This is a genomic window from Bradyrhizobium sp. CFUWI (assembly GCF_056429085.1).
In genome coordinates this window covers 35,013-57,117 of record NZ_JBWJZE010000022.1, presented here as the reverse complement: position 1 = coordinate 57,117, position 22,105 = coordinate 35,013, and the positions used below count along the sequence as shown (strand labels likewise).

Sequence of the window (22,105 nt, the reverse complement as noted above, 5' to 3'; positions counted from 1 at the left end):
GTCAGCTTTCCGGAACGAGGAAGATCGCGGCGAGCGGCGGAATGGTGAGGCGGAGCTCGCCGCCCTCGGCATGGACTTCGCCGATATTACCGACATTGCTGCCGCCATAATGGGCGGAATCCGAGTTGAGCACTTCCTTCCACTTGCCGGCAAAGGGCACGCGAACGCGATAGTTCTGATAGACGTTCGGCGAGAAGTTGACGATCACGAGACAGCGCGCGTGCTCGTCAAATCCCTTGCGCAGCCAGGCGAACACGTTGCGGTTGGCGTCATCCGTGATCAGCCATTCGAAGCCGGCCTGGTCGCAGTCCATCTGGTGCAGCGCCGGCACCGCGCGATAGAGGCGGTTGAGGTCCCGGATCAGCGCCTGGGTACCGGAATGGCACTTGTATTCGAGCAGGTGCCAGTCGAGCGACTGGTCGTGATTCCATTCGCGGCTCTGCGCGATTTCCGCGCCCATGAACAGGAGCTTCTTGCCGGGATGGCCGAACATGAAGCTGTAATAGGCGCGCAAATTCGCGAAGCGCTGCCACTCGTCGCCGGGCATGCGGCCGAGGATCGATCGCTTGCCGTGCACGACCTCGTCATGCGAGAGCGGCAGGATGAAGTTTTCCGAGAATGCGTAGTGCAGGCCGAACAGGATCTCGTCGTGATGGTATTTGCGGTGGATCGGATCCTTGCTGATGTAGTTCAGCGTGTCGTGCATCCAGCCCATGTTCCACTTGTAGCCGAAGCCGAGCCCGCCGAACTCGACCGGACGCGAGACCTGCGGCCAGGCGGTGGATTCCTCCGCAGCCGTGGTCGCCTGCGGGAAGCGGGCGAAGACCTCGGTGTTGAAGCGGCGCAGGAAATCGATCGCCTCGATGTTTTCCCGGCCGCCATACTGGTTCGGGATCCACGCGCCGGGTGGCCGGCTGTAGTCGAGATAGAGCATGGACGCGACGGCATCGACACGCAGCCCGTCGATGGCATAGCGCTCCATCCAGAACAGCGCGTTCGACACCAGGAAGTTGGTCACTTCGGTGCGGCCGTAATTGTAGATCAGCGTGCCCCAGTCGAGGTGGCGGCCCTGGAGCGGGTTGGCGTGCTCGTAGAGCGCGGTGCCGTCGAAACTGCCGAGCCCGTGCGGATCGTCGGGGAAGTGACCCGGCACCCAGTCGAGCAGCACGCCGACGCCCTCGCGGTGGCAGGCATCGACCAGGACGGCGAAATCCTCGGGGGTCCCGAAACGGCTGGTCGGCGCATAGAGGCCGGTCGGCTGATAACCCCACGAGCCGTCGAACGGATGCTCGCTCACGGGCAGGAATTCGAGATGGGTGAAGCCCATGTCGCGGGCGTAGGCCGGCAGCTGCTCGGCCAGTTCGCGATAGCTCAGCCATTCACCGCCGTTCTTGCGCCGCCACGAGCCGAGATGGACCTCGTAGATCGACATCGGTGCCGACAGCGCGTTGATACCGTCCGGCGCAGGACGCGGCCGCGGCAGATGGGCCTCGTCGAACACGATGGAGGCCGTCTTCGGACGGACTTCGCTCGCAAACGCCATCGGATCGGATTTCAGCGGCAGCAGGTGGCCATGCGGCCCGATGATCTCGAACTTGTAATGATCGCCGGCCTTGGCGTGCGGGATGAACAATTCCCAATAGCCGGCGCCGCGCACCCGCATCGGATGGCGCCGTCCGTCCCAGAAATTGAAATCGCCGACCACGGAAACGCGCCGTGCGTTCGGTGCCAGCACGACGAAGCCGATGCCGTCGATGCCCTCGAGCCGCATCGGATGGGCGCCGAGCTTGTCATAGAGCCGCTGGTGGGTGCCTTCGCCGAGCAAATAGAGGTCGAAATCGGTCAGGATCGGCGGAAAGCGGTAAGCGTCCTCGAATTCGACGACGTTGTTGCCGAATTTCACGCGCAACTGGTAGTGCTTCGAGCCGTTGGGCAGATTGCCGATGAACAGCCCGGCATCGTGCACGCGGTCGAGCGGCGCGACCTCGCCATGTTCGCCGACCGCCTCGACGTTGGAGGCCTCGGGCAGAAACGCGCGCACCACGCTTTTGCCGCCCTCGGGATGCAGCCCGAGATAGTGGAAGGGGTCGGAGTGGCGGCCCTCAATGATCGCATAGGCCTCGGCAGGAAGTTTAGGCATGGGCTTCGCTCTCGGTACTGGACAGAATGCGAAGCAGTCCGGTCAGCGGCGCATGGAGCCCCTCAGGCCGGTGGGACAGCTCGTACTCTACGTCATTGAAGGCCTGATCAAGCAGGAAAAACCGCAGCAATCCCTCGCTGGATCTCGGCTCTTCCGGCCACAGCCGCTGATCGGTCATGGCTTCGCGGTAGGCGGACAGGAAGGTTGCGGTGGCACGCTCGCGCCATTCGTCGAGCGCGGCCGCGAGCCGCTCGTGCTCCTCGGAGGCACCGGTCGGTGCGCGATTGAGGGCGGCATTGACCGAAACATGAATCGAATGGATCAGGCCAGCGACATCGCGGGCGGCAGGCGCCTTGCGCCGCTTGGCAGCCAAGGGCACACGCGGATCGCCGTCGAAGTCGATGATGAAGATATCGTCCTTCACGATCAGTGTTTGCCCGAGCCGGAAGTCGCCATGATGACGGATGTTCAACCCACCGATCCCGGATGGCAAGAGCCCGCTCAGATGGTCGGAGAGGAGCCTACGCGCCTCCGTCAGCCGATCGACCAGCGGCCGGTCCGCCTCCCGTAGGCCCTCGCGGCTCTCGGCCAGCCTTTCGAAAACCCGCTCGGCGCGCGCCTTGAGGTCGGATACGAGCCGCTTGACGTAAGCGGAGTCGATCGGCTCCGGAGCGAGTTCGACCGGCTCTGCCGCGGCCAGAGCGACATGCAGTTCGCCGAGCCGCCGGCCGATCTGCGCGACGAAGTGCACATAAAGCGCTTGCTCCTGGGTCTCGCGCAGCGCTTCGCCTATCGGGACGACGCGTTGGTCGTCGATATAGCGATCGAGATAGCCCGTGGTCACGGTCCAGCCGTCGCCCTGGTTCTCGACATAGGCATGCAGCACGCCGAGCGCACTGCGCTGGTCACCTTCGACCAGCTCGACGCTGCCGAGCAGCGCCGGCGTGTTGGCGAAGCGCGCGACCTCGGTGAGATAATGGCCGATCTCGATCTCGGGGCTGACACCGCCTTCGAGCCGGCGGTAGATCTTGGCGACGTACTGGTTGTCGACCAGAGCGGTGCTGTTGGACTGCTCGATCGCGCGGATGCGCTCGGGCTCCTTGATGGTGTAATCGGCGAAGCGGCTGGTGGCCTTGAACTCGAGCCGCAGATTGTTCTCCTCCACGACCAGATTCTGCGACAGATTGCGCAGGAACAGGCCGATGAAGATCTGGTCGGTCGCGACGTCCAGCAGCGTGCCTTCGCGCGCGCCCTGGCGCACGGCGGCCAGTGCCTTCGGGTTGAAGCGCTCGCGGTCGAAGCGCACCCACTCGATCTGGAGCGGCATCACGTAGCGTGTCGCCACGTCTTGCTTGGTCTCGAAGAACGCGATCCAGGGCCGGTTGTCGCCGATGTCGCAGAACGGCACGGCCGAGGTCAGCAAGGTCTTGATGTGCTTGGGATTGTGCTCGGGATACCACCTTGTGCGTGACAGGAATCCCGGCAACACGTCGCGCTCGAAAACGCCGCGCTCGCGGGCCAGCGACACCCAGTTCGAATTCACCGGCACCACCAGCGTCTCGAATTCCGGCACCGCGCGCGGCGTCACCGGCTCGGACTTGTCGCGCTCCTGAAGCTGGAACCAGTAGAAGCCATAGGGTCCCAGCGTGATCATGTAGGGCAGTTCGCCGATCGCGGGGAAGCGGGTGCGGCCGAGCATCTCTTGCGGGATGCGGTCCTTCCACGGCGACAGGTCGAGCTCGGTGGCTTGCGCGGCGCGCGACAAATTGGCGACGCAGAGGATCACCTCGTCGCGATATTGCCGGACATAGGCCAGCACGGCGCGGTTGGCCGGGCGGATGAAGGTCATGGTGCCGCGGCCGAAGGCGAGCGTCGACTTGCGGACCGCGATCAGCCGCTTGGTGGCGCTGAGCAGCGACGACAGGCTGCGCGACTGCGCCTCCACGTTGACCGACTCGTAGCCGTAGACCGGATCCATGATCAGCGGCGCGTAGAGGCGTGCCGGGTCGCAGCGCGAGAAGCCGCCGTTGCGGTCCGGGCTCCACTGCATCGGCGTGCGCACGCCGTTGCGGTCGCCGAGATAGATGTTGTCGCCCATCCCGATCTCGTCGCCGTAATAGATGATCGGCGTGCCGGGGAACGACAGCAGCAGCGAGTTCATCAGCTCGATCTTGCGCCGGTCGTTGTCCATCAGCGGCGCGAGGCGCCGGCGGATGCCGACATTGATGCGGGCGCGGGGGTCGTTGGCGTAGGTGGTCCAGAGATAGTCGCGCTCGACGTCGGTGACCATCTCCAGCGTCAGCTCGTCATGGTTGCGCAGGAACAGCGCCCATTGGCAGCTCGCCGGAATGTCCGGCGTCTGACGCAGGATATCGGTGATCGGGAAGCGGTCCTCCTGCGCGATCGCCATGTAGATGCGCGGCATCAAGGGGAAGTGATAGGCCATGTGGCACTCGTCGCCACGGCCGAAATATTCCTGCACGTCCTCCGGCCATTGATTGGCCTCGGCGAGCAGCAGCTTGCCCTTGGAGTAGGAATCGAGCTCCTGACGCAGGCGCTTGATGATGGCATGCGTCTCGGGAAGGTTCTCGTTCGAGGTGCCCTCGCGCTCGCAGAGATAGGGAATGGCATCCAACCGGAAGCCGTCGACGCCGGCGTCCAGCCAGCGCTTCATCACCTGGATGAGCGCGCTGACCACGCGCGGATTGTCGAAATTGAGGTCCGGCTGGTGCGAGAAGAACCGGTGCCAGTAGAACGCGCCGGCCTCGTGGTCCCAGGTCCAGTTCGACTTCTCGGTGTCGGTGAAGATGATGCGCGTGCCCTGGTATTTCTGGTCGGTGTCGCTCCAGACATACCAGTTGCGGGCGCTCGAGCCGGGATGGCTGCGGCGCGCGCGCTTGAACCATTTGTGCTGGTCCGAGGTGTGGTTGACCACGAGCTCGGTGATGACGCGCAAGCCGCGCTTCTGCGCCTCCTGGATGAAGCGCTTGAAGTCCTTCATGGTCCCGAAATCGGGATTGACCGCGCCGTAGTCGGCGATGTCGTAGCCGTCGTCGCGGCCCGGAGAGGGGTAGAACGGCAGCAGCCACAGCGCGGTGACGCCGAGCTCCTGCAGATAGGGCAGCTTCTCGGTCAGTCCGGCGAAGTCGCCGATGCCGTCATTGTTGCTGTCGGCGAAGGCCTTGACATGCAGCTGATAGATGATGGCGTCCTTGTACCAGAGCTCGTCCACGATCTCGGCAGCCTCGGCCTTCTGGGTGTCGACGGAAGATAGAACATTCATGGCGTGCCCCTTACGCCAGGCAGCGGAACAAGAGCGCCGGATCGCGGTCGGGATCGATACGCAACCTGATCCCGCCCCATTCGATGCGGGACCGTTCGCCGGTGACGAGGTTTTCGAGTGTCGTCACATGGTGACGCTGCCCGCCGGCGTCAACGGTGACGTCGCCGAGCGGCAGCCAGCATTCGCGCAACCGGCCGGAGAGTGCGATCACGGTTACGATGGTGTTGGCGGGTTCAGCCGCCTCCTTGACGAAGGCGATGGTCTCGCCGTCTTCGACGCCCAGAAAACGCAAATTCGCCGTTTGCTGGAGCGCGGCGTTGTCGTTGCGGATGCGGTTGAGGTCGGCAATGTAGGACTTGATGTTGCCGGCCTGGTCCCAGTCGCGCTGCTTGATCTGGTACTTCTCGGAATCGAGATATTCCTCGCGGCCTGGGATCGCTTCGTGTTCGAGCAGCTCGAACCCGCTGTAAACCCCGTAGCTGCCCGACAACGTGGCCGCCAGCGCAACGCGCGACTTGAACGCCCAGGCTTCTCCGCTCTGGAGATGATAGGGCAGCAGGTCGGGCGTGTTGACGAACAGATTCGGACGATAGAAGTCGCGCTCGGGATAGCGCGTCAGCTCGCCGAGATATTGCTCCAGCTCCGCCCTCGACGTGCGCCAGGGGAAATAGGTGAAGGACTGCGCAAAGCCGAGTTTGGCGAGGCCCTTCATCAGCTTTGGCCGCGCAAACGTCTTGGAGAACAGGATCACCTCGGGATGCCGGCGGCGGATGTCGCCGATCAGCCAGTCCCAGAACGCGAACGGCGCGGTGTCGTGATTGTCGATGGCGAAGATGGTGACGCCATGGTCGATCCAGAACAGCATGGCGTCGCGAAAGGCGTTCCACAGGCCGATGCGGTCGACCGAGGCGAAATCGGGAATCACGATGTCGGAATAGGGGCCATCCGCCGTCCGCACCGAGCGGTCCGGCCGCCATTTGAACCATTCCGGATGCTGCGTCAGCCAGGGATGGTCCGGCGAGCATTGCACCGCGAAGTCGAGCGCCAGCTCGAGGCCGTATTCGAGACAGGTCGCGACCAGCGCGCGGAAGTCCTCGATGGTGCCGAGCTCGGGATGCAGCGCGTCGTGGCCGCCCTCGGCGGCGCCGATCGCGTAGGGCGAACCGGGTTCGCCTTCGCTCGCCACCGGCGCATTGTTGCGGCCTTTGCGGCGGCTGCGGCCGATCGGGTGGATCGGCGTGAAATAGAGCACGTCGAATCCCATCGCCGCGATGTCGGGCACGCGCGCGATGCAATCGCGGAGCGTGCCGTGCCCGCCGGGGATCGGGCTCTGGCTGCGCGGCATCATCTGATACCAGGCGCCGAACCGCGCTCTGTCGCGGTCGACGACAAGCGGGAAGGACTGCGAGCGGGTCAGGTCGGGACGGGACTGGCTCTCGGCCATGGCATTGCCGAGCTCGGTCGCCAGCAGCGAGGTGACATCGCCGGTTTGAAGATAATCCTCGCATTGTCTGACGATGATCGTCGCCGCGGCCTGCGGCGCGCCGTGGGCCTTGGTCAGGAGGCTGGCACCCTCGAGCGCGTCGAGGCTGACATCGGCGCCCGTTCGCTGCTTGCGCGCGATGCCGTGGGACCAGGTGGCGAACTCGTCGGTCCAGGCCTCGATCGCATAGAAATATTGGCCGGGCTCCACCGGTGTGAAAGCGCCGGACCAGCGGTCGTTGCCGTGATGGATCATCGGCTCGCGTCGCCAATCCCGGTCCTGCTCGGGGCGCCAGAGCAGCGCGGCCCCGATCACGGCGTCGCCATCGCGGTAGACATCGGCCCACACCTCGACGCGATCGCCTGCGATCCGCTTCACGGCGAAGCGGCCGCAATCGATCGCGGGATAGACGTCCTCGACGAGGAAAGCGCTGCCGGCTGCGGCACTTTCGACAGTTTGAATTGTCTTGTTCACGGTGATGCCATTGACAAGAAAGCAGGGGCCCGTTTCCCTTGTCGGGAACCTACGCTTGATACCTATATAGAAAGCCGCTTGTGTGTCATTAGTTCCCCCTGGGAACGGCAGGTATGGTTTGTGAGTTGACCCAGACTAACGTCTTCCGCTGCCTCGTTAAAATCGATGCCCCCGGCCACAGAATGGCCTGCAAGCTGCGTGCCGTATGGATCTTTTAGCACAAGCCCGGATCAAGGGCGTTCAATCCGAATTCATTGATGCGCTCGGAAAGCTGCGGGTCACCGACCCTGTGGCCCTGAGGTCCATCCTCGACGCCCTGCCGGAAAAGCGGGTCTACCGCTTCGTCAACGGGCCGGTCGTGGTTCGCGCGCTCGGGCATCCGCGCACGGAATTGGCGGCCATCGGCGCGCCGCCGCTGCAATGGAAATTGACCGCAAACGGCAAGTCGACAGCCCAAGGCGAGACGCGCGAGCCCGTGATCGCCTGGCCCGCCGGCCTGCCGCTCGGTTATCACCGGTTGACGCTGACCGATGCCGAAGGTGTGACCGAAGAGGTGTCGATGATCGTGGCGCCCGAGCGGGCCTTCGGCGGCGATTTCGACCGCGGCTGGCTGCTCGCCGTGCAGCTCTACGGCGTCCGTTCGGACCGCAATTGGGGCATCGGCGACTTCACCGACCTCGCCGATCTGGTCCGGCTCGCCAAGCAGCTCGGGGCCGACGGCGTCGGGCTCAATCCGCTGCACGTTCTGTTCGACGACCATCCGTCCGATTGCAGTCCGTATTCGCCGAACAGCCGGCTGTTTCTCAATCCGCTCTATATCGACGTCGAGGCCATTCCCGAATTCTCGGCGGACCTCGTGCCCGACGCGGCGGCGACCGCTGCCCGTCTGCGCCAAGGCGACCGCGTGCCTTACGCCGACATGGCGGCGTTGAAATGGCTCGGCCTGCGCGCCGCCTTCAACAGCTTCGTGGCGAGCGCGAGCCAAGCGCGCCGCAAGGCGTTCGACGCCTTCCGTGCCGCCCGCGGGCCGTTGTTGTCCCGCTTCGCCTGCTTCGAGGTGCTGCGCCATCGCTTCGCCGCGCCATGGTGGGAATGGCCGGCGCAATGGCAGCAACCGGACGAGGCCAAATGCGCCGGGCTGCGCAACGGACCCGACAAGCGCGAGGTCGAATTCGTCGAATTCGTGCAATGGACGGCGGACAGCCAGCTGCATGCCGCCAAGGAGCTCGCCAGCCAGCTCGGCATGCGCGTCGGGCTCTATCTCGACGTCGCCGTCGGCGTGCAGTCCAACGGCTTCGATGCCTGGAATGAGCAGATGGCGATCTCCCGCCATCTTGCCGTCGGCGCCCCGCCCGACGTGCTCAACACCATCGGCCAGGACTGGGGCCTTGCGGGCTTCAACGCCGGCGGCCTCGAGGCGCAATCCTTCGTGCCGTTCGCCGACATGCTGGCGGCCTCGATGCGCCATGCCGGCGCGATCAGGCTCGATCACGTGCTCGGCCTGAAGCGGCTCTACCTCGTGCCCCGCGGCTTCAAGCCGGACAACGGCGCCTATGTGCAGATGCCGTTCGAGGCGCTGCTCGGCGTCGTGGCACGCGAGAGCGCGGCCCACAAATGCATCGTGATCGGCGAGGATCTCGGCACCGTGCCGGAAGGTTTCCGCGAGATGATGCAGGATTTCGGCATCTGGTCCTATCTAGTCATGATGTTCGAGCGCGACGAGACCGGCCGCTTCCGCAACGTCGAGCATTACCGGCCCAATGCGCTGGTCACGCTGAATACGCATGACCTGTCGACCTATGCCGGCTGGCGCTCCTTCGGCGACCTCAAGATGAAGCGCTCGCTCGGGCTCGATCCCGGCGAGAACGACCAGGCGCGCTGGGATGCGCTCGGCAGGCTCGACGAGATCCTGCGCCAGAACGGCATCAAGGCCAATGACCTCTATTCGGTGCTCGCCTTCCTGTCGCGCACGCCGTCGCGGCTGCTCGCGGTGTCGATGGAGGATCTGCTCGGCGTGATCGACCAGCCCAACATTCCCGGAACGATCGACGAACATCCGAACTGGCGCCAGCGTCTTCCCGTCGCACTCGACAAGATCGCCTCGAAAGTCAACCTCACGGCCTTGCGAGCGGCAACGCGGGAACGTTCGTTGAACGGCGGGAGTTGATCGGCCGGGGCATCTCGAGGCTCGCACGACATTGTCTCAGAGGATCGAGGACTATGCGCTGATCGGCGATTGCGAGACCGCGGCGCTGGTCGGGCGCAGCGGCTCGATCGACTGGCTGTGCTGGCCGGCCTTCGATTCCGACGCCTGCTTTGCCGCCATTCTCGGCACGCACAAGAACGGCCGCTGGCTGATCGCGCCGAGCGGGGACGTCACCAAGACGTCGCGACGTTATCTCGGCGATACGCTCATCCTCGAAACGCGTTTTGAGACGGAGAGCGGCACCGTTGCGCTGATCGACTTCATGCCGCCGCGCGGCAAGGCATCCGACGTCGTGCGGCTGGTGCGCGGCGTCAAGGGCACGGTGAAGATGCGGATGGAGCTCGTCATCCGTTTCGGCTTCGGCGCCGACATTCCCTGGGTGCGGCGGATCGACCATTCCCTGATGGCAATCGCCGGCCAGGACATGACGGTGCTGCGCACGCCGGTCGAGACCCGCGGCGAGGATCTGACCACGGTCTCCGACTTCGAGGTGAGGGCGGGCGAGACCGTACCCTTCGTGCTGACCTATGGCCCCTCGCATCTGCCGCCGCCCGCGCCGATCGATCCGGAAATCGCGCTTCAGGAGACCGAGACGTTCTGGCGGGATTGGTGCGGCCATTGCACCCGCGATGGCGACTATCGCGATCTGATCATGCGCTCGCTGATCACGCTGAAGGCGCTGACCTTCGCCCCGACCGGCGGCATCGTCGCGGCGCCGACCACGTCATTGCCGGAAAAGCTCGGCGGCACCAGGAACTGGGACTACCGCTTCTGCTGGCTGCGCGATGCCACCTTCACGCTGCTGGCGCTGATGAACTCGGGCTACACCGAGGAAGCCCTGGCCTGGCACAATTGGCTGCTGCGCGCCGCCGCCGGCTCGCCGGCGAACATGCAGATCATGTACGGCATCTGGGGCCAGCGGCGGCTGCTGGAATGGGAGGCCGGCTGGCTCGACGGCTATGAGGGCGCAAAGCCGGTGCGCATCGGCAACGCCGCGCATGCGCAGCTCCAGCTCGACGTCTACGGCGAGTTGATCGACGCCTTCCACCAGTCCCGCATGGCCAAGCTCAAGCTCGACGATGAAACGACATGGGGGCTGGAATGCGCCGTGCTCAACCATCTCGCCGAGGTCTGGGACCGGCCCGATCACGGCATCTGGGAGCGGCGCGGCCAGCCGAAACATTACGTCTTCTCCAAAGTGATGACCTGGGTCGCCTTCGATCGCGGCATCAAGAGTGCCGAGACCTTCGGCTTCAAGGCACCGCTGCTGCACTGGCAGGCCCTGCGCGAGTCCATTCATCGCGACGTCTGCAACAACGGCTTCGATGCGGACGAAAACGCCTTCGTCGAGTCCTACGGCTCGAAGCTGCTCGATGCCAGCGTTCTGCTGTTGCCGGCCGTCGGTTTCCTGCCGGCGTCCGATCCGCGCATCCGCGGCACCATCGCGGCGGTCGAGACACGCCTGATGCGCGACGGCTTCGTGCTGCGGCACGATCCGCACGAGTTGCCCGCCGGGCAACCGCCGCTCGAAGGCGCGTTCCTGGCCTGCACATTGTGGCTGGCCGATGCTCATGTGCTGTCAGGCGATCTCGACAAGGCGCAAGGCCTGTTCGACCGCGTGGCGGGCATCGCGAACGACGTCGGGCTGCTCGCCGAGGAATACGATTCAGTCGCCCGGCGCCAGACCGGAAATTTTCCGCAGGCGCTGACCCACATCGCGCTGGTCAACACCGCGCACAATCTCTCCGCGGCAAGGCAGAAGAGCGAGAAGCCGGCGATGCAGCGGTCGAAGTGAAGCTGGCGCTCTCTTTCCGTTCCGTCCCCGCTATCGATGTGGCGCCTTGCGCGGCCTGAGCGCGCGCCTCGTCCTTCGAGACGACCGCTTCGCGGTCTCCTCAGGATGAGGCTAAGCGGCATCGGTACTCGTTGGAACTAGCGCAACGCATTCGGTCCTCATCCTGAGGGCCCGCCAATGGCGGGCGTCTCGAAGAATGGCCACAAGCACGAATCGCGCTGAGTTCTTCCCACATGCAGCAGTGCCGAAGCTATCGAAGCTCAGCCCACCCCATTCCGCTTCAGGATCATCTCCATCGCCTCGGCAAAACCGTCCTGCTCGTTGGTGGCAGTGACGTGGGTAGCCTGGTCCTTGACGTTGTCGGCGGCGTTGCCCATGGCGATCGAGGTGCCGCTGACGGCGAACATCGCGAGGTCGTTCTGCATGTCGCCGATGGTGGCGACGGCAGCGGTCGCAATGCCCAGGCGCTTGGCCATCGCCGCGACGAACGTGCCCTTGTCGAAGCCGGGCGGGGTGATGTCGAGATAGTAGGTCTGCGAACGCACCGCATTGGCTTCGTGGCCGAGCGCCTCCTGCATCGCCTTCTCGCAAGCCGCGAGGCGGGCAGCGTCGGCGCTGGCGCCGACGATCTTGCAGGCGCTTGCGAGGTAGGGCGAAAAATCCGTCACGATGGTGGGGTCGGCGCGGATCGTGTGCCGCTCATGCGCGACGTATTGTCCGCTTGGATTGTCGATCAGCCATTGATCGGTGGTGAAGAGCCAGATGTCGGCGCCGAACTCGCGAAGGATCTGCAAGGAGCGCTCGGCGGCGCTGGCAGGGATGAGATGCTGCTCGATCGGCCGCATCTCCGGATCGACGATCGAGGAGCCGTTGAAAGGACCGACCGGAAGCCAGAGCGCCAGCGGCTCGATCAGGAAGCGCATGCCGATCGCGGGACGGCTGGACGTGATGGTGAAGCCGATGCCGGCCTTGTGCAACCGCTGCACCGCACTCCTCGCGCGGTCCGTCAGCGTCTTGTCCTTGGTCAGCAGCGTGCCGTCGACGTCGGACACCACGAGTGAGATTTGCGTCATGACAGGACCTAACGTTTCTCGCGCCTCAGCGGTTCGTGCCGCCCCAGTTTCAGTTGCCGTACGATGCCGTCCACGATCGCCTCGACGGTTTCGTCGATCGAAACGGTGATGACGTGCTCGCCCGCCTCGGGCGGCTCCAGCGTCTCGAATTGGCTCGTCAGCAGCCCGGGTGGCATGAAATGGCCTTTGCGGTGCGCGAGCCGCTCGGCGATCAGCTCCCTTGTGCCTTTCAGGAAGACGAAGCGGACGTCGTCGCGCCCGCGCAGCAGCACGTCGCGGTAGACGTGCTTCAGCGCCGAGCAGGCGATGATGATGTGCTCGCCGCGTCCGCAGACCCGCCCGATCTCGTCGGCGATGGCATTGAGCCAGGGCCAGCGGTCCTCGTCGGTGAGCGGGTGGCCGGCCCGCATCTTCTCGACATTGCTGGCGGGATGGAAGCTGTCGCCGTCCTCGAAGCGCCAGCCGAGCCGCTGGCCGAGCGCTTCGGCGATCGTGCTCTTGCCCGAGCCCGACACGCCCATCACGATCAATGCACAAGGTGCTTCAACGCGGCCCACGAATGCCCTCCGGAAGCGCGGCCCTATCGACCAGCCAGACGGTCTCGCCAGTCGAGCGCGCGCGCAAGGCCGGCAAAGTCTCGCCATTGAGGAGGCGCGTCAAGATCGGTTGCTTGTCGTGCCCGGCAATCTCGAACAGCATTTCGCGGCAGGACGCCAAAGTGGGCAGGGTGAGCGAGACCCGCGGCACAAAAGGCGCGACATTGGCCCTGGGCACCCCAACGACCCAGCGTTCGCTCTCCTCGATTTCGGGGAAGCCGGGAAACAGCGAAGCGGTGTGGCCGTCCGGTCCCGCGCCCATCAGGATCAAATCGAACAGCGGCCGCGAGGGATCGAGGCTCTCGGAGCCGTAGAAGGCTCGCAGCTCGCGCGCATAGACTTCGGCGCTCTGCTCGGGAGTCTCGGTCGCGGTCGGAATCGGGTGAATGTGGCTCGAGGCTGCGTTGCGGTCGAGAAACGTCGCGCGCGCGACCGCCATGTTGTTGAGGGGATCGCTCGCGGGGACGAAGCGCTCGTCACCGATGAACCAGTGCACGCGCTGCCACGGGATCCTGCCGCGCCAGGCCTCGCTGCCGAGCAATTGATAGAGCTTCTTCGGGCTGGAGCCGCCGGTCAGGCAAATGGCGATGCGGCCGGGATTGGCCGCGATCCGTGCCATCACCCGCTCGGCCGCGGCCCGCGCCAGAGCCTCGGCGTCGGCCTCCACGATCAGCTTCGGCTGGGCCGCCGCGGCCATCACGAAAACTTCCGCCAGCTTCGCCCGTCGCGCCGCAGCAGCTCGTCGGCGCATTTCGGCCCGTCGCTGCCGGCTTCATAGGTCTCGATGCCGTTGGTGCCCGCGCTCTTCCAGGCGTCCAGGAACGGCTGCACCGCCTGCCATCCGGCCTCGATGCCATCGGCGCGCTGGAACAGGATGTTGTCGCCGATCATGCAGTCGTAGATCAACGTCTCATAGCCGGTCGAGGGATCGGCCCGGAAATAGTCGCCATAGCGAAACTTCATCTCGACGCCGTCGATGGTGACGCTCGGCCCCGGGATCTTGGCGTTGAACTGCAGCTCGATGGTCTCGGTCGGTGCGATGCCGATGGTCAGGAAGTTCTGCGACAGGCGGTCGATCGTCGTGCCCGAGAACATCGAAAGCGGCGCCTGCTTGAACTTGATCGCAACTTCCGTGCGCTTGTGCGCCAGCGCCTTGCCGGTGCGCAGATAGAACGGCACGCCGGCCCAGCGCCAATTGTCGATCATCAGCTTCAGCGCGACATAGGTTTCGGTGGTGCTGCCGGGCTTGACGTCCTCGGTCTTGCGATAGTCCGGGATCTCCTCGTCGCCGATCCGCCCCGCGAGATATTGCGCGCGCACCGAATTTCTTAAGGCTTCCTCCCGGCTCGGCTGCTGAATCGAGGTGAGCACTTCGGCCTTCTCGGAGCGCACGGAATGCGCATCGAAACGCGCGGGCGGCTCCATCGCGACCAGCGACATCAGCTGGAACAGATGGTTCGGCACCATGTCGCGGAGCGCGCCGGTGGCATCGTAGAAGCCGCCACGATGGCCGACACCGAGCTTCTCCTCCACCGTGATCTGGATGTGGTCGATGTGATTGCGATTCCAGATCGGCTCGAACATGCCGTTGGCAAAGCGCAGCACCAGGATGTTCTGCACCGTCTCCTTGCCGAGATAATGATCGATCCGGTAGATCTGGTGCTCATCCATGATCTTCAAGAGCTCGGCGTTGAGCGCGCGCGCCGAAGCGAGGTCGGTGCCGAACGGCTTTTCGATCACCAGCCGCCGCCAGGCGCCGTTCTCCTTCGTCAAACCGGTGCGACCGAGCTCGCGCGCGGTCGGCGCGAACGCGGCCGGTGGGGTGGCAAGATAGAACAGGCGGTTGCCGCCGGTGCCTTGCGAGCACTCCAGCGAGTCCAGATGCTCGCGCAAGCGGTCGAACGACGGCGGGTCCTTCGGATCGGCCTCGACGAAGGTGACGCATTGCAGCAACTGTCTTGCGACGTCGTCGTCGACCGGCCGCGTCGCGAATTCGCGTAAGCCCTTCATCAGGCTGTCGCGCAGCTCGTCATCCGACTGGCTCTTGCGCCCGACGCCGACGACGCAGAACTTTTCCGGCAACAGGTTCTCGGCGGCGAGATTGTAGAGCGACGGCATCACCAGCCGATGGGTCAGGTCGCCGGTCACGCCGAAGATGACGAAGGCGCAATTCTCAGGCTTGCGCTTTGGCTGCGGATCTTTTGTCACGAATGATGAGCCTTCGCTTGTTACGTCTTATTTCGGCTTCGTGCCCGGCTGCTTCGGCTCCCTGTGGCCGCCGAATCCCGCGCGCATCGCGGAGAGAATTTTCTCGGCGAAGGTGTGTTCCTGGCGGGAACGGAAACGTGTGTAGAGCGCGGCGGTCAGGACTTCGGCCGGTACTGCCTCGTCGATCGCGGCATTCACGGTCCAGCGTCCTTCGCCGGAATCCTCGACGAAGCCGGAATACTCCAACAGCTGCGGGCTGTCGGCGAGCGCGGTCGAGGTGAGGTCGAGCAGCCACGACGGGATCACGCTGCCGCGCCGCCACACTTCCGCGATGTCGGCGAGGTCGAAATCGTAGCGGTGATCCGGCGGCAGGGCCTCGATATTGGCGTTCTTGAGAATGTCGAACCCTTCGGCATAGGCCTGCATCAGGCCGTATTCGATGCCGTTGTGGATCATCTTGACGAAATGGCCGGCGCCGACGGGGCCGGCGTGGATGTAGCCCTGCTCGATGCGGGGATCGCGTCCCTCGCGTCCCTCCGTGCGTGGAATGTCGCCGGCGCCGGGCGCAAGCGCGGCGAAGATCGGGTCGAGCCGGTCCACCACGGTCTTCTCGCCGCCGATCATCATGCAATAGCCGCGGTCGAGGCCCCAGACGCCGCCCGAGGTGCCGACGTCGACATAGTGGATGCCGCGGGCCTTCAGCGCCTTGCCGCGGCGGACGTCGTCCTGCCAGAAGGTGTTGCCGCCGTCGATGATGACGTCGCCTTCCTGCATCACGCCGGCGATCGTGTCGATCGTCGCCTCGGTGATGTGGCCGGCCGGCAGCATCACCCAGGCCGTGCGCGGCCGCTCGAGTTTCGAGATGAAGTCCTCGAGCGAGGCGGAGCCGACTGCGCCGTCGGCGGCAAGACCCGCGACGGCCTTGGCGTCCTTGTCGTAGACCACGGTCGAATGTCCCTGGCGCATCAGGCGGCGAACGATGTTGCCGCCCATCCGGCCGAGGCCGATCATGCCGAGTTGCATTGGCAATATTCCCTAGTTCAGCGCATCGTTGAGCGCTGCATTGAGCGCTGCGAGGCCCGTCTTGAGCCCGCCCTTGAGGTGCACGCGCAGCGCGCGCCGGCCGCGTTCGGTCAGCACGTCGAAATCGCCCCGCGCCTGGGCCGCCTTGATCACGCCGAAGCTTGCCTTCTGGCCCGGCACCTCGAGGTCCTTGGCATCGTCGGCGGTGATCTGGAGGAACACGCCGCTGTCGGGTCCGCCCTTGTAGGCCTGTCCGGTCGAGTGCAGGAAGCGCGGCCCGAACTCGGCGCAGGTCGCGACGTGCCGCTTCTCGCGCACCTCGAGCCGCATCGTCTGGAGCGCATCGATCGTCGCCTTGTCGCGCGCGATGTAGCCGAGCAGCGCGACATAGTCGCCATGGCCCGAGCGCGACAGATGCGCCTTCAGCCACGAGGTGAGGTCGCCATTGGCGCCGGCGGCGCGCAGCGCTGTCGCGTTGGCCTCGTCGGTGTAGAGGTCGGCCTCGTCGGTGCTGATCACCGGCTGCTCTTCCGGCAGCGCGCCGGTCTTCTCGAACGCGGCGGTGAGCTCACGGGTCTTGATTTTGGCCGCTTCCACGTCCGGCTGGTCGAACGGGTTGATGCCGAGGATCGAGCCCGCCACGGCGGTTGCCATCTCGAAGCGGAAGAACTCCTGGCCGAGATGGTCGATCGACTTCATGACGATGCGCACCACGGGATGGCCGGCCGCTTCGATCGCGGCGAGCTTGGAATCGTGGGCGGCGTCCGCTTCGCCTTCGATGCGGATGTCGATGAAGAAGCGGTCGTTGCCGTAGACCGAGGGATCGCCCAGCGGCTCGCCCTCGATCGGGATCAGGCCCTTGCCTTCCTTGCCGGTCGATTCGGCGATGAGCTGCTCGGCCCAGGCGCCGAAATCGGCGATCTTCTTCGAGGCCAGGATCGTCACCTTGTCCCGGCCCTCGAGGCCGGCGAGGCCCATGGCGAGACCGAGCTGCACGCCCGGGTTTTCGCTCGGCGGCACGTCCGGTCCGCAGGAGCGGGCCATCGAGAGCGCGTGCTTGACGAAGGTCTTGACGTCGATACCGGCCGTTGCCGCCGGCACCAGGCCGAACGGCGACAGCACCGAATAGCGGCCGCCGATCGAGGGCTCGCCATGGAAGATGCGGGCATAGCTCAGCTTCTTCGCCGCCTTCTCCAGCGAGGAGCCGGGATCGGTCACCGCGATGAAGCGGTGGCCGGTCTTCACCTTCGCACCCACCGCCTTGGCAACCTGTTGATGGAAATAGTCCTTCATCGCGTTCGGCTCGGTGGTGCCGCCGGACTTGCTCGAGACGATGAACACGGTGTTGGCGATGTCGATCTTCGCCTCCATCGCGCGGACCTCGGCCGGATCGGTCGAATCCAGCACATGCAGCTTCGGGAAGCCGGGCTTTTTGCCAAAGGTCTCGGCCAGCACCTCGGGGCCGAGGCTCGATCCGCCCATGCCGAGCACGACGGCGTCGGAGAATTTCTGGCCCTTCACGCGGCCCGCATAATCCTCGTAATCGGCGATGTCGGCCTTGGCGGGGCTGTCGAGCCAGCCGAGCCATTTGTCCTCGTCGGCGCCGGTCCACACCGACTTGTCGCGCTGCCACAGCCTGCGGATCTTGGCGGACGCCCGCCATTCCTCCGTGCTCCTGGCCACGGCCTTGCCGAGGCCGTCGCCGAGCGAGAGCTCTTGCCGATCAAGCGCCGGCGCGAGCACGGTGGCGCGCTTGTGGGCGACCGCGCCGTAGAGCTTGTCGGCGGCGTCCGCGAACAGCTTGACGCCGTCCTTGACCAGCTCCTCGGTGATGGCGTCGAGCGAGATGCCGGAGCGCTCCAGCTCTTCGAGCACGCGCCGCGCCTCATCGACGTTCTCCTCCAGGCTGTCGCGCGGCTTACCGTGGTCGCGGAACGCGTCCAGCGTCGCCGGCGGCACCGTGTTGATGGTGTCCGGGCCGATCAGCTCCTCGACATAGAGGACGTCGCTGTAATCCTTGTTCTTGGTGCCGGTCGAGGCCCACAGCATGCGCTGCGGCTTGGCGCCCTTGGCGGCGAGCTTGTCCCAGCGCGGGCCCGAGAACAGGCGCTTGTAGTCTTGGTAGGCAACCTTGGCGTTGGCGATCGCGACCTTGCCCTTCAGCGCGGCGAGCCGCTCCTTCTCGGACGGGTCGTTGGCGCGGGCGATCTTGTCGTCGAGCTGCTTGTCGACCACGGAGTCGATGCGGCTGACGAAGAAGCTCGCCACGCTCGCGACATGCGCGGGGTCGCCGCCACCGGCGACGTATTTCTCGAGACCGGCGATGTAGGCTTCGGCCACCTGGAGGTAGACCGCCCTGGAGAACAGCAACGTGATGTTGATGCTGATGCCGTCGCCGATCAGCGTCTCGATCGCCGGCAGGCCCTCGGGCGTCGCCGGCACCTTCACCATCAGGTTCTTGCGATCAACGTCCTTCCACAGCCGCCGCGCTTCGGCGACCGTGCCCGATGTGTCCATGGCGAGATAGGGCGAGACCTCCAGGCTGACATAGCCGTCACCCCCTTTGAGGCGGTCATAGACCGGGCGGAGCACGTCGGCGGCGTTCTGGATGTCCTCGACCGCGACGGCCTCGAACAAAGCGGCCACCGTCCGGTCGCCGCGCTTCAGCGCCTTGCCGATCGGGGCATCGTATTCGTCCGAGCTGCCGATCGCCTTCTCGAAGATCGAGGGATTGGAGGTGACGCCCTTGACGCCGTCGGTGTCGATCAGCCGCTTCAGGTCGCCCTTGGCGATGAAGCCACGGGCCAGGAAGTCCAGCCAGACGGCTTGTCCGTGCTTTTCCAGCTCTTTGACGGGATTCATGATGCTTATTTATCTCCAAGCCTGCGGGCGAGGGGTTTCCGCGCCGGTCCTGACGCGCTATCCTCTAGCTTACCTGCTCCCGGGAGGGAACCAATCAAGGGTACAGCCGTCATACCCTCCAGTGTAACTCCGTCGCGATCATGGCGATCCGGGCGGCAGTAGAGGTTGTCGCGCAAAAAGTCGCTGGGGTCGCGAATGGCCGTGCTGGGGGAGAGCGTGCACGCTCGTCACGAAGTCCTGGCGATCGAAAGCCTGGCGATCGAAAGCCTGGCGATCGAAAGCCTGGCGATCGAAAGCTTGGCGATCGCTGTCGCCAACACTCCGCCGCCGGGCGCCCAGGCCGGCTCTCTCGACCGATCGCACGATCTCGAACTCAGCCCAAGGAGGATGCTGCGACTGCTGGTCGCGGCGGGCTTTACCATGACCGTGCTCAGTGCGACCCTCGGCTTCGACTGGTGGGATGGTCTTGGCGAATACGGCACGATGGCCGGACATGCCGGCGTCGTGGCGCTCGCCTTGATGACGATCGGGCTGATCCGGATGCTCCCCACCCAGCGCGGCGCGGTGGCCGTGGTCAATCCCGTCGGCATCCGCGATCTCGGCATCGGCCGTGAATTTCTGCCCCGGGATTCGATCAGGAAGATGAACGCGGCTTTCCAAGATGCTCAAGGCTTCGCCGTACAAGCGTCACAAGATCGCCGCCGGCGGATCGCTATGCTGCAACGCCGGATGAACGCGTAACCCCGGTAATGCCCGGATGTTGCGAGCAAGTGACATTTTCTGGAAATGAGCCAATATAGACGAAGATTCGCACAAATTACGGGCATGTGCCTGTTCGTAACTCAATGAGTGCCTACGTTGTGCGTTGCGTCGTGTCGGCACCCGGGTGTCCAATGATCGTCATGTGCTCACGCTGATTCGAAATGGCCTGAGGAACGGTCCGGTAACTGCTTTCGTTTCAGCTTGTAGCGGAACTCACGCGGAGAGGGATCATGTACAACGATTCTCTATTCAACGCTTTCGCTCGGTCGTTCGAGGCGAGAAGCCAGCACGACATGTCGATGGCGGAATATCTGGAATCGTGTCGAAGCGATCCCATGAAATACGCGAACGCGGCCGAACGACTGCTAGCAGCGATCGGTGAACCCCAGACGATTGACACGGCCAAGGACCCACGCCTTGGCCGTATTTTTTTGAACCGCACGATCCGGACCTATCCGGCCTTCGCCGGGTTCTACGGCATGGAAGAAACCATCGAGCGCATCGTCGGTTTCTTCCGTCATGCGGCGCAGGGCCTCGAAGAGCGCAAGCAGATCCTCTACCTGCTCGGGCCGGTCGGCGGCGGCAAGTCTTCGCTCGCCGAGCGGCTGAAGTCGCTGATGGAAGTGCATCCGATCTACGTGCTCAAGGCCGGCGACGAACTCTCCCCGGTGTTCGAGAGCCCGCTCAGCCTGTTCGATCCCGAACAGCTCGGCCCGATGCTGGAAGAGAAATACGGCATTCCGCGCCGGCGTCTCACCGGCTTGATGAGCCCGTGGTGCTACAAGCGGCTGGAAGCCTTCGGCGGCGACATTTCCCAGTTCCGGGTCGCGAAGATCCAGCCGTCGCGGCTGCGCCAGATCGCCATCGCCAAGACCGAGCCCGGTGACGAGAACAACCAGGACATCTCCTCGCTGGTCGGCAAGGTCGACATCCGCAAGCTCGAGACCTACGCCCAGAACGATCCCGACGCCTACAGCTATTCCGGCGGCCTCAACCGCGCCAACCAGGGCGTGCTCGAGTTCGTCGAGATGTTCAAGGCGCCGATCAAGATGCTGCACCCGCTGCTGACCGCGACGCAGGAGGGCAATTACATCGGCACCGAGAATATCGGCGCGATCCCGTTCACCGGCGTGATCCTGGCGCATTCCAACGAGGCCGAGTGGGCGAGCTTCAAGGCGAACAAGAACAACGAAGCCTTCATCGACCGCATCTGCGTGATCAAGGTGCCGTACTGCCTGCGCGTCACCGAAGAGCAGAAGATCTACGAGAAGCTGATCCAGGGCTCCGAGCTCGCCGCGGCGCCCTGCGCGCCGTCGACGCTGGAGACGCTGGCGCGGTTCTCGGTGATGTCGCGCCTGCGCAAGCACGAGAATTCCACCCTGTTCGGCAAGATGCGGGTCTACGACGGCGAGAGCCTGAAGGAATCCGACCCGAAGGCGCGCAGCGTCCAGGAATATCGCGACGCCGCGGGCGTCGACGAGGGCATGGACGGTGTTTCCACCCGCTTCGCCTTCAAGATCCTGGCTGCGACCTTCAACCACGATCCGCAGGAGGTTGCAGCCGACGCCGTGCATCTGATGTACGCGCTGGAGCAGGCGATCCGCAGGGAGCAGCTGCCGGAGGAAGTCGAGAAGCGCTATCTCGAATTCATCAAGGCGGATCTCGCGCCGCGTTATGCCGAGTTCATCGGCAACGAGATCCAGAAGGCCTATCTGGAATCCTACTCGGATTACGGCCAGAACCTGTTCGATCGCTACGTCGACTATGCCGACGCCTGGATCGAGGACCAGGACTTCAAGGATCCCGACACCGGCCAGCTGCTCGATCGCGAGCTTTTGAACCAGGAGCTGACGAAAATCGAGAAGCCGGCGGGCATCGCCAACCCCAAGGACTTCCGCAACGAGGTCGTCAAATTCTCGTTACGGTCGCGGGCCCAGAATGGTGGCAAAAATCCGGCCTGGACCTCCTACGAGAAGATTCGCGACGTGATCGAAAAGAGGATATTCTCGCAAGTCGAGGACCTGCTTCCGGTCATCTCCTTCGGGTCGAAGAAGGACGGCGAGACGGAGAAGAAACACGGCGAGTTCGTCGCACGCATGGTGGAGCGTGGCTACACCGAGCGTCAGGTTCGCCGGCTCGTCGAATGGTACATGCGCGTGAAGCAGGCCGGTTGAGGCGGATGGGAGGCGAATGGTAAAGT

13 protein-coding genes are annotated in these 22,105 nt (G+C 64.7%); 4 read left to right on the top strand and 9 right to left on the bottom strand.

Annotated elements, in window-relative coordinates:
- Position 1: 1 nt before the first annotated feature.
- Genes glgB through AC066S_RS32325 form a run of 3 tightly spaced genes read right to left on the bottom strand, consistent with a single transcriptional unit; the run spans position 2 to position 7,380 of the window.
- Entirely contained in the window at positions 2 to 2,140 is a 2,139-nt protein-coding gene (gene glgB, locus AC066S_RS32335) for a 1,4-alpha-glucan branching protein GlgB (protein ID WP_478271521.1), read from the bottom strand.
- Positions 2,133 to 5,423, bottom strand: a complete 3,291-nt coding sequence (treS, locus tag AC066S_RS32330; RefSeq protein WP_478271520.1) for a maltose alpha-D-glucosyltransferase — start codon at positions 5,421 to 5,423, stop codon at positions 2,133 to 2,135. The genes glgB and treS overlap by 8 nt, the downstream gene beginning before the upstream one ends.
- A gap of 10 nt (positions 5,424 to 5,433) precedes the next feature.
- Entirely contained in the window at positions 5,434 to 7,380 is a 1,947-nt protein-coding gene (locus AC066S_RS32325) for a maltotransferase domain-containing protein (RefSeq protein WP_126255128.1), read from the bottom strand.
- A gap of 205 nt (positions 7,381 to 7,585) precedes the next feature.
- Here AC066S_RS32325 and malQ point away from each other — a divergent pair, with 205 nt between their 5' ends.
- Positions 7,586 to 9,547 carry a 4-alpha-glucanotransferase gene (gene malQ, locus AC066S_RS32320; RefSeq protein WP_478271519.1) on the top strand — a complete coding sequence of 654 codons (1,962 nt, stop codon included), beginning with the start codon at positions 7,586 to 7,588 and terminating at the stop codon, positions 9,545 to 9,547.
- 31 nt (positions 9,548 to 9,578) lie between these two features.
- Positions 9,579 to 11,381, top strand: a complete 1,803-nt coding sequence (locus AC066S_RS32315) for a glycoside hydrolase family 15 protein (RefSeq protein WP_478271518.1) — start codon at positions 9,579 to 9,581, stop codon at positions 11,379 to 11,381.
- A 260-nt stretch (positions 11,382 to 11,641) separates the two neighbouring features.
- Here the strand turns inward: AC066S_RS32315 and AC066S_RS32310 are convergent, their stop codons facing one another.
- Genes AC066S_RS32310 through AC066S_RS32285 form a run of 6 tightly spaced genes read right to left on the bottom strand, consistent with a single transcriptional unit; the run spans position 11,642 to position 19,143 of the window.
- Positions 11,642 to 12,454 carry an HAD family hydrolase gene (locus AC066S_RS32310; protein WP_478271517.1) on the bottom strand — a complete coding sequence of 271 codons (813 nt, stop codon included), beginning with the start codon at positions 12,452 to 12,454 and terminating at the stop codon, positions 11,642 to 11,644.
- Positions 12,455 to 12,462: 8 nt separating this feature from the next.
- A complete protein-coding gene (locus AC066S_RS32305; RefSeq protein ID WP_478271516.1) occupies positions 12,463 to 13,011 on the bottom strand; it encodes a gluconokinase in 549 nt (182 codons plus the stop codon).
- A complete protein-coding gene (pgl, locus tag AC066S_RS32300) occupies positions 12,998 to 13,747 on the bottom strand; it encodes a 6-phosphogluconolactonase (RefSeq protein WP_478271515.1) in 750 nt (249 codons plus the stop codon). Before pgl ends, AC066S_RS32305 begins: the two co-directional genes overlap by 14 nt.
- On the bottom strand, positions 13,747 to 15,258 hold the full coding sequence (gene zwf, locus AC066S_RS32295) for a glucose-6-phosphate dehydrogenase (RefSeq protein ID WP_126255135.1): 1,512 nt from the start codon (positions 15,256 to 15,258) through the stop codon (positions 13,747 to 13,749). The genes pgl and zwf overlap by 1 nt, the downstream gene beginning before the upstream one ends.
- Before the next feature lie 27 nt (positions 15,259 to 15,285).
- On the bottom strand, positions 15,286 to 16,281 hold the full coding sequence (gene gnd, locus AC066S_RS32290; RefSeq protein ID WP_478271514.1) for a phosphogluconate dehydrogenase (NAD(+)-dependent, decarboxylating): 996 nt from the start codon (positions 16,279 to 16,281) through the stop codon (positions 15,286 to 15,288).
- A 12-nt stretch (positions 16,282 to 16,293) separates the two neighbouring features.
- A complete protein-coding gene (locus AC066S_RS32285; RefSeq protein ID WP_478271513.1) occupies positions 16,294 to 19,143 on the bottom strand; it encodes a bifunctional transaldolase/phosoglucose isomerase in 2,850 nt (949 codons plus the stop codon).
- 195 nt (positions 19,144 to 19,338) lie between these two features.
- On the opposite strand from AC066S_RS32285, the gene AC066S_RS32280 reads away from it, so the two are divergent.
- Both AC066S_RS32280 and AC066S_RS32275 read left to right on the top strand, forming a co-directional pair.
- Positions 19,339 to 19,884, top strand: a complete 546-nt coding sequence (locus AC066S_RS32280) for a hypothetical protein (protein ID WP_478271512.1) — start codon at positions 19,339 to 19,341, stop codon at positions 19,882 to 19,884.
- Positions 19,885 to 20,135: 251 nt separating this feature from the next.
- Complete coding sequence (locus AC066S_RS32275; RefSeq protein ID WP_126255139.1) at positions 20,136 to 22,079, top strand: PrkA family serine protein kinase; 1,944 nt, start codon at positions 20,136 to 20,138, stop codon at positions 22,077 to 22,079.
- Positions 22,080 to 22,105 lie beyond the last annotated feature (26 nt).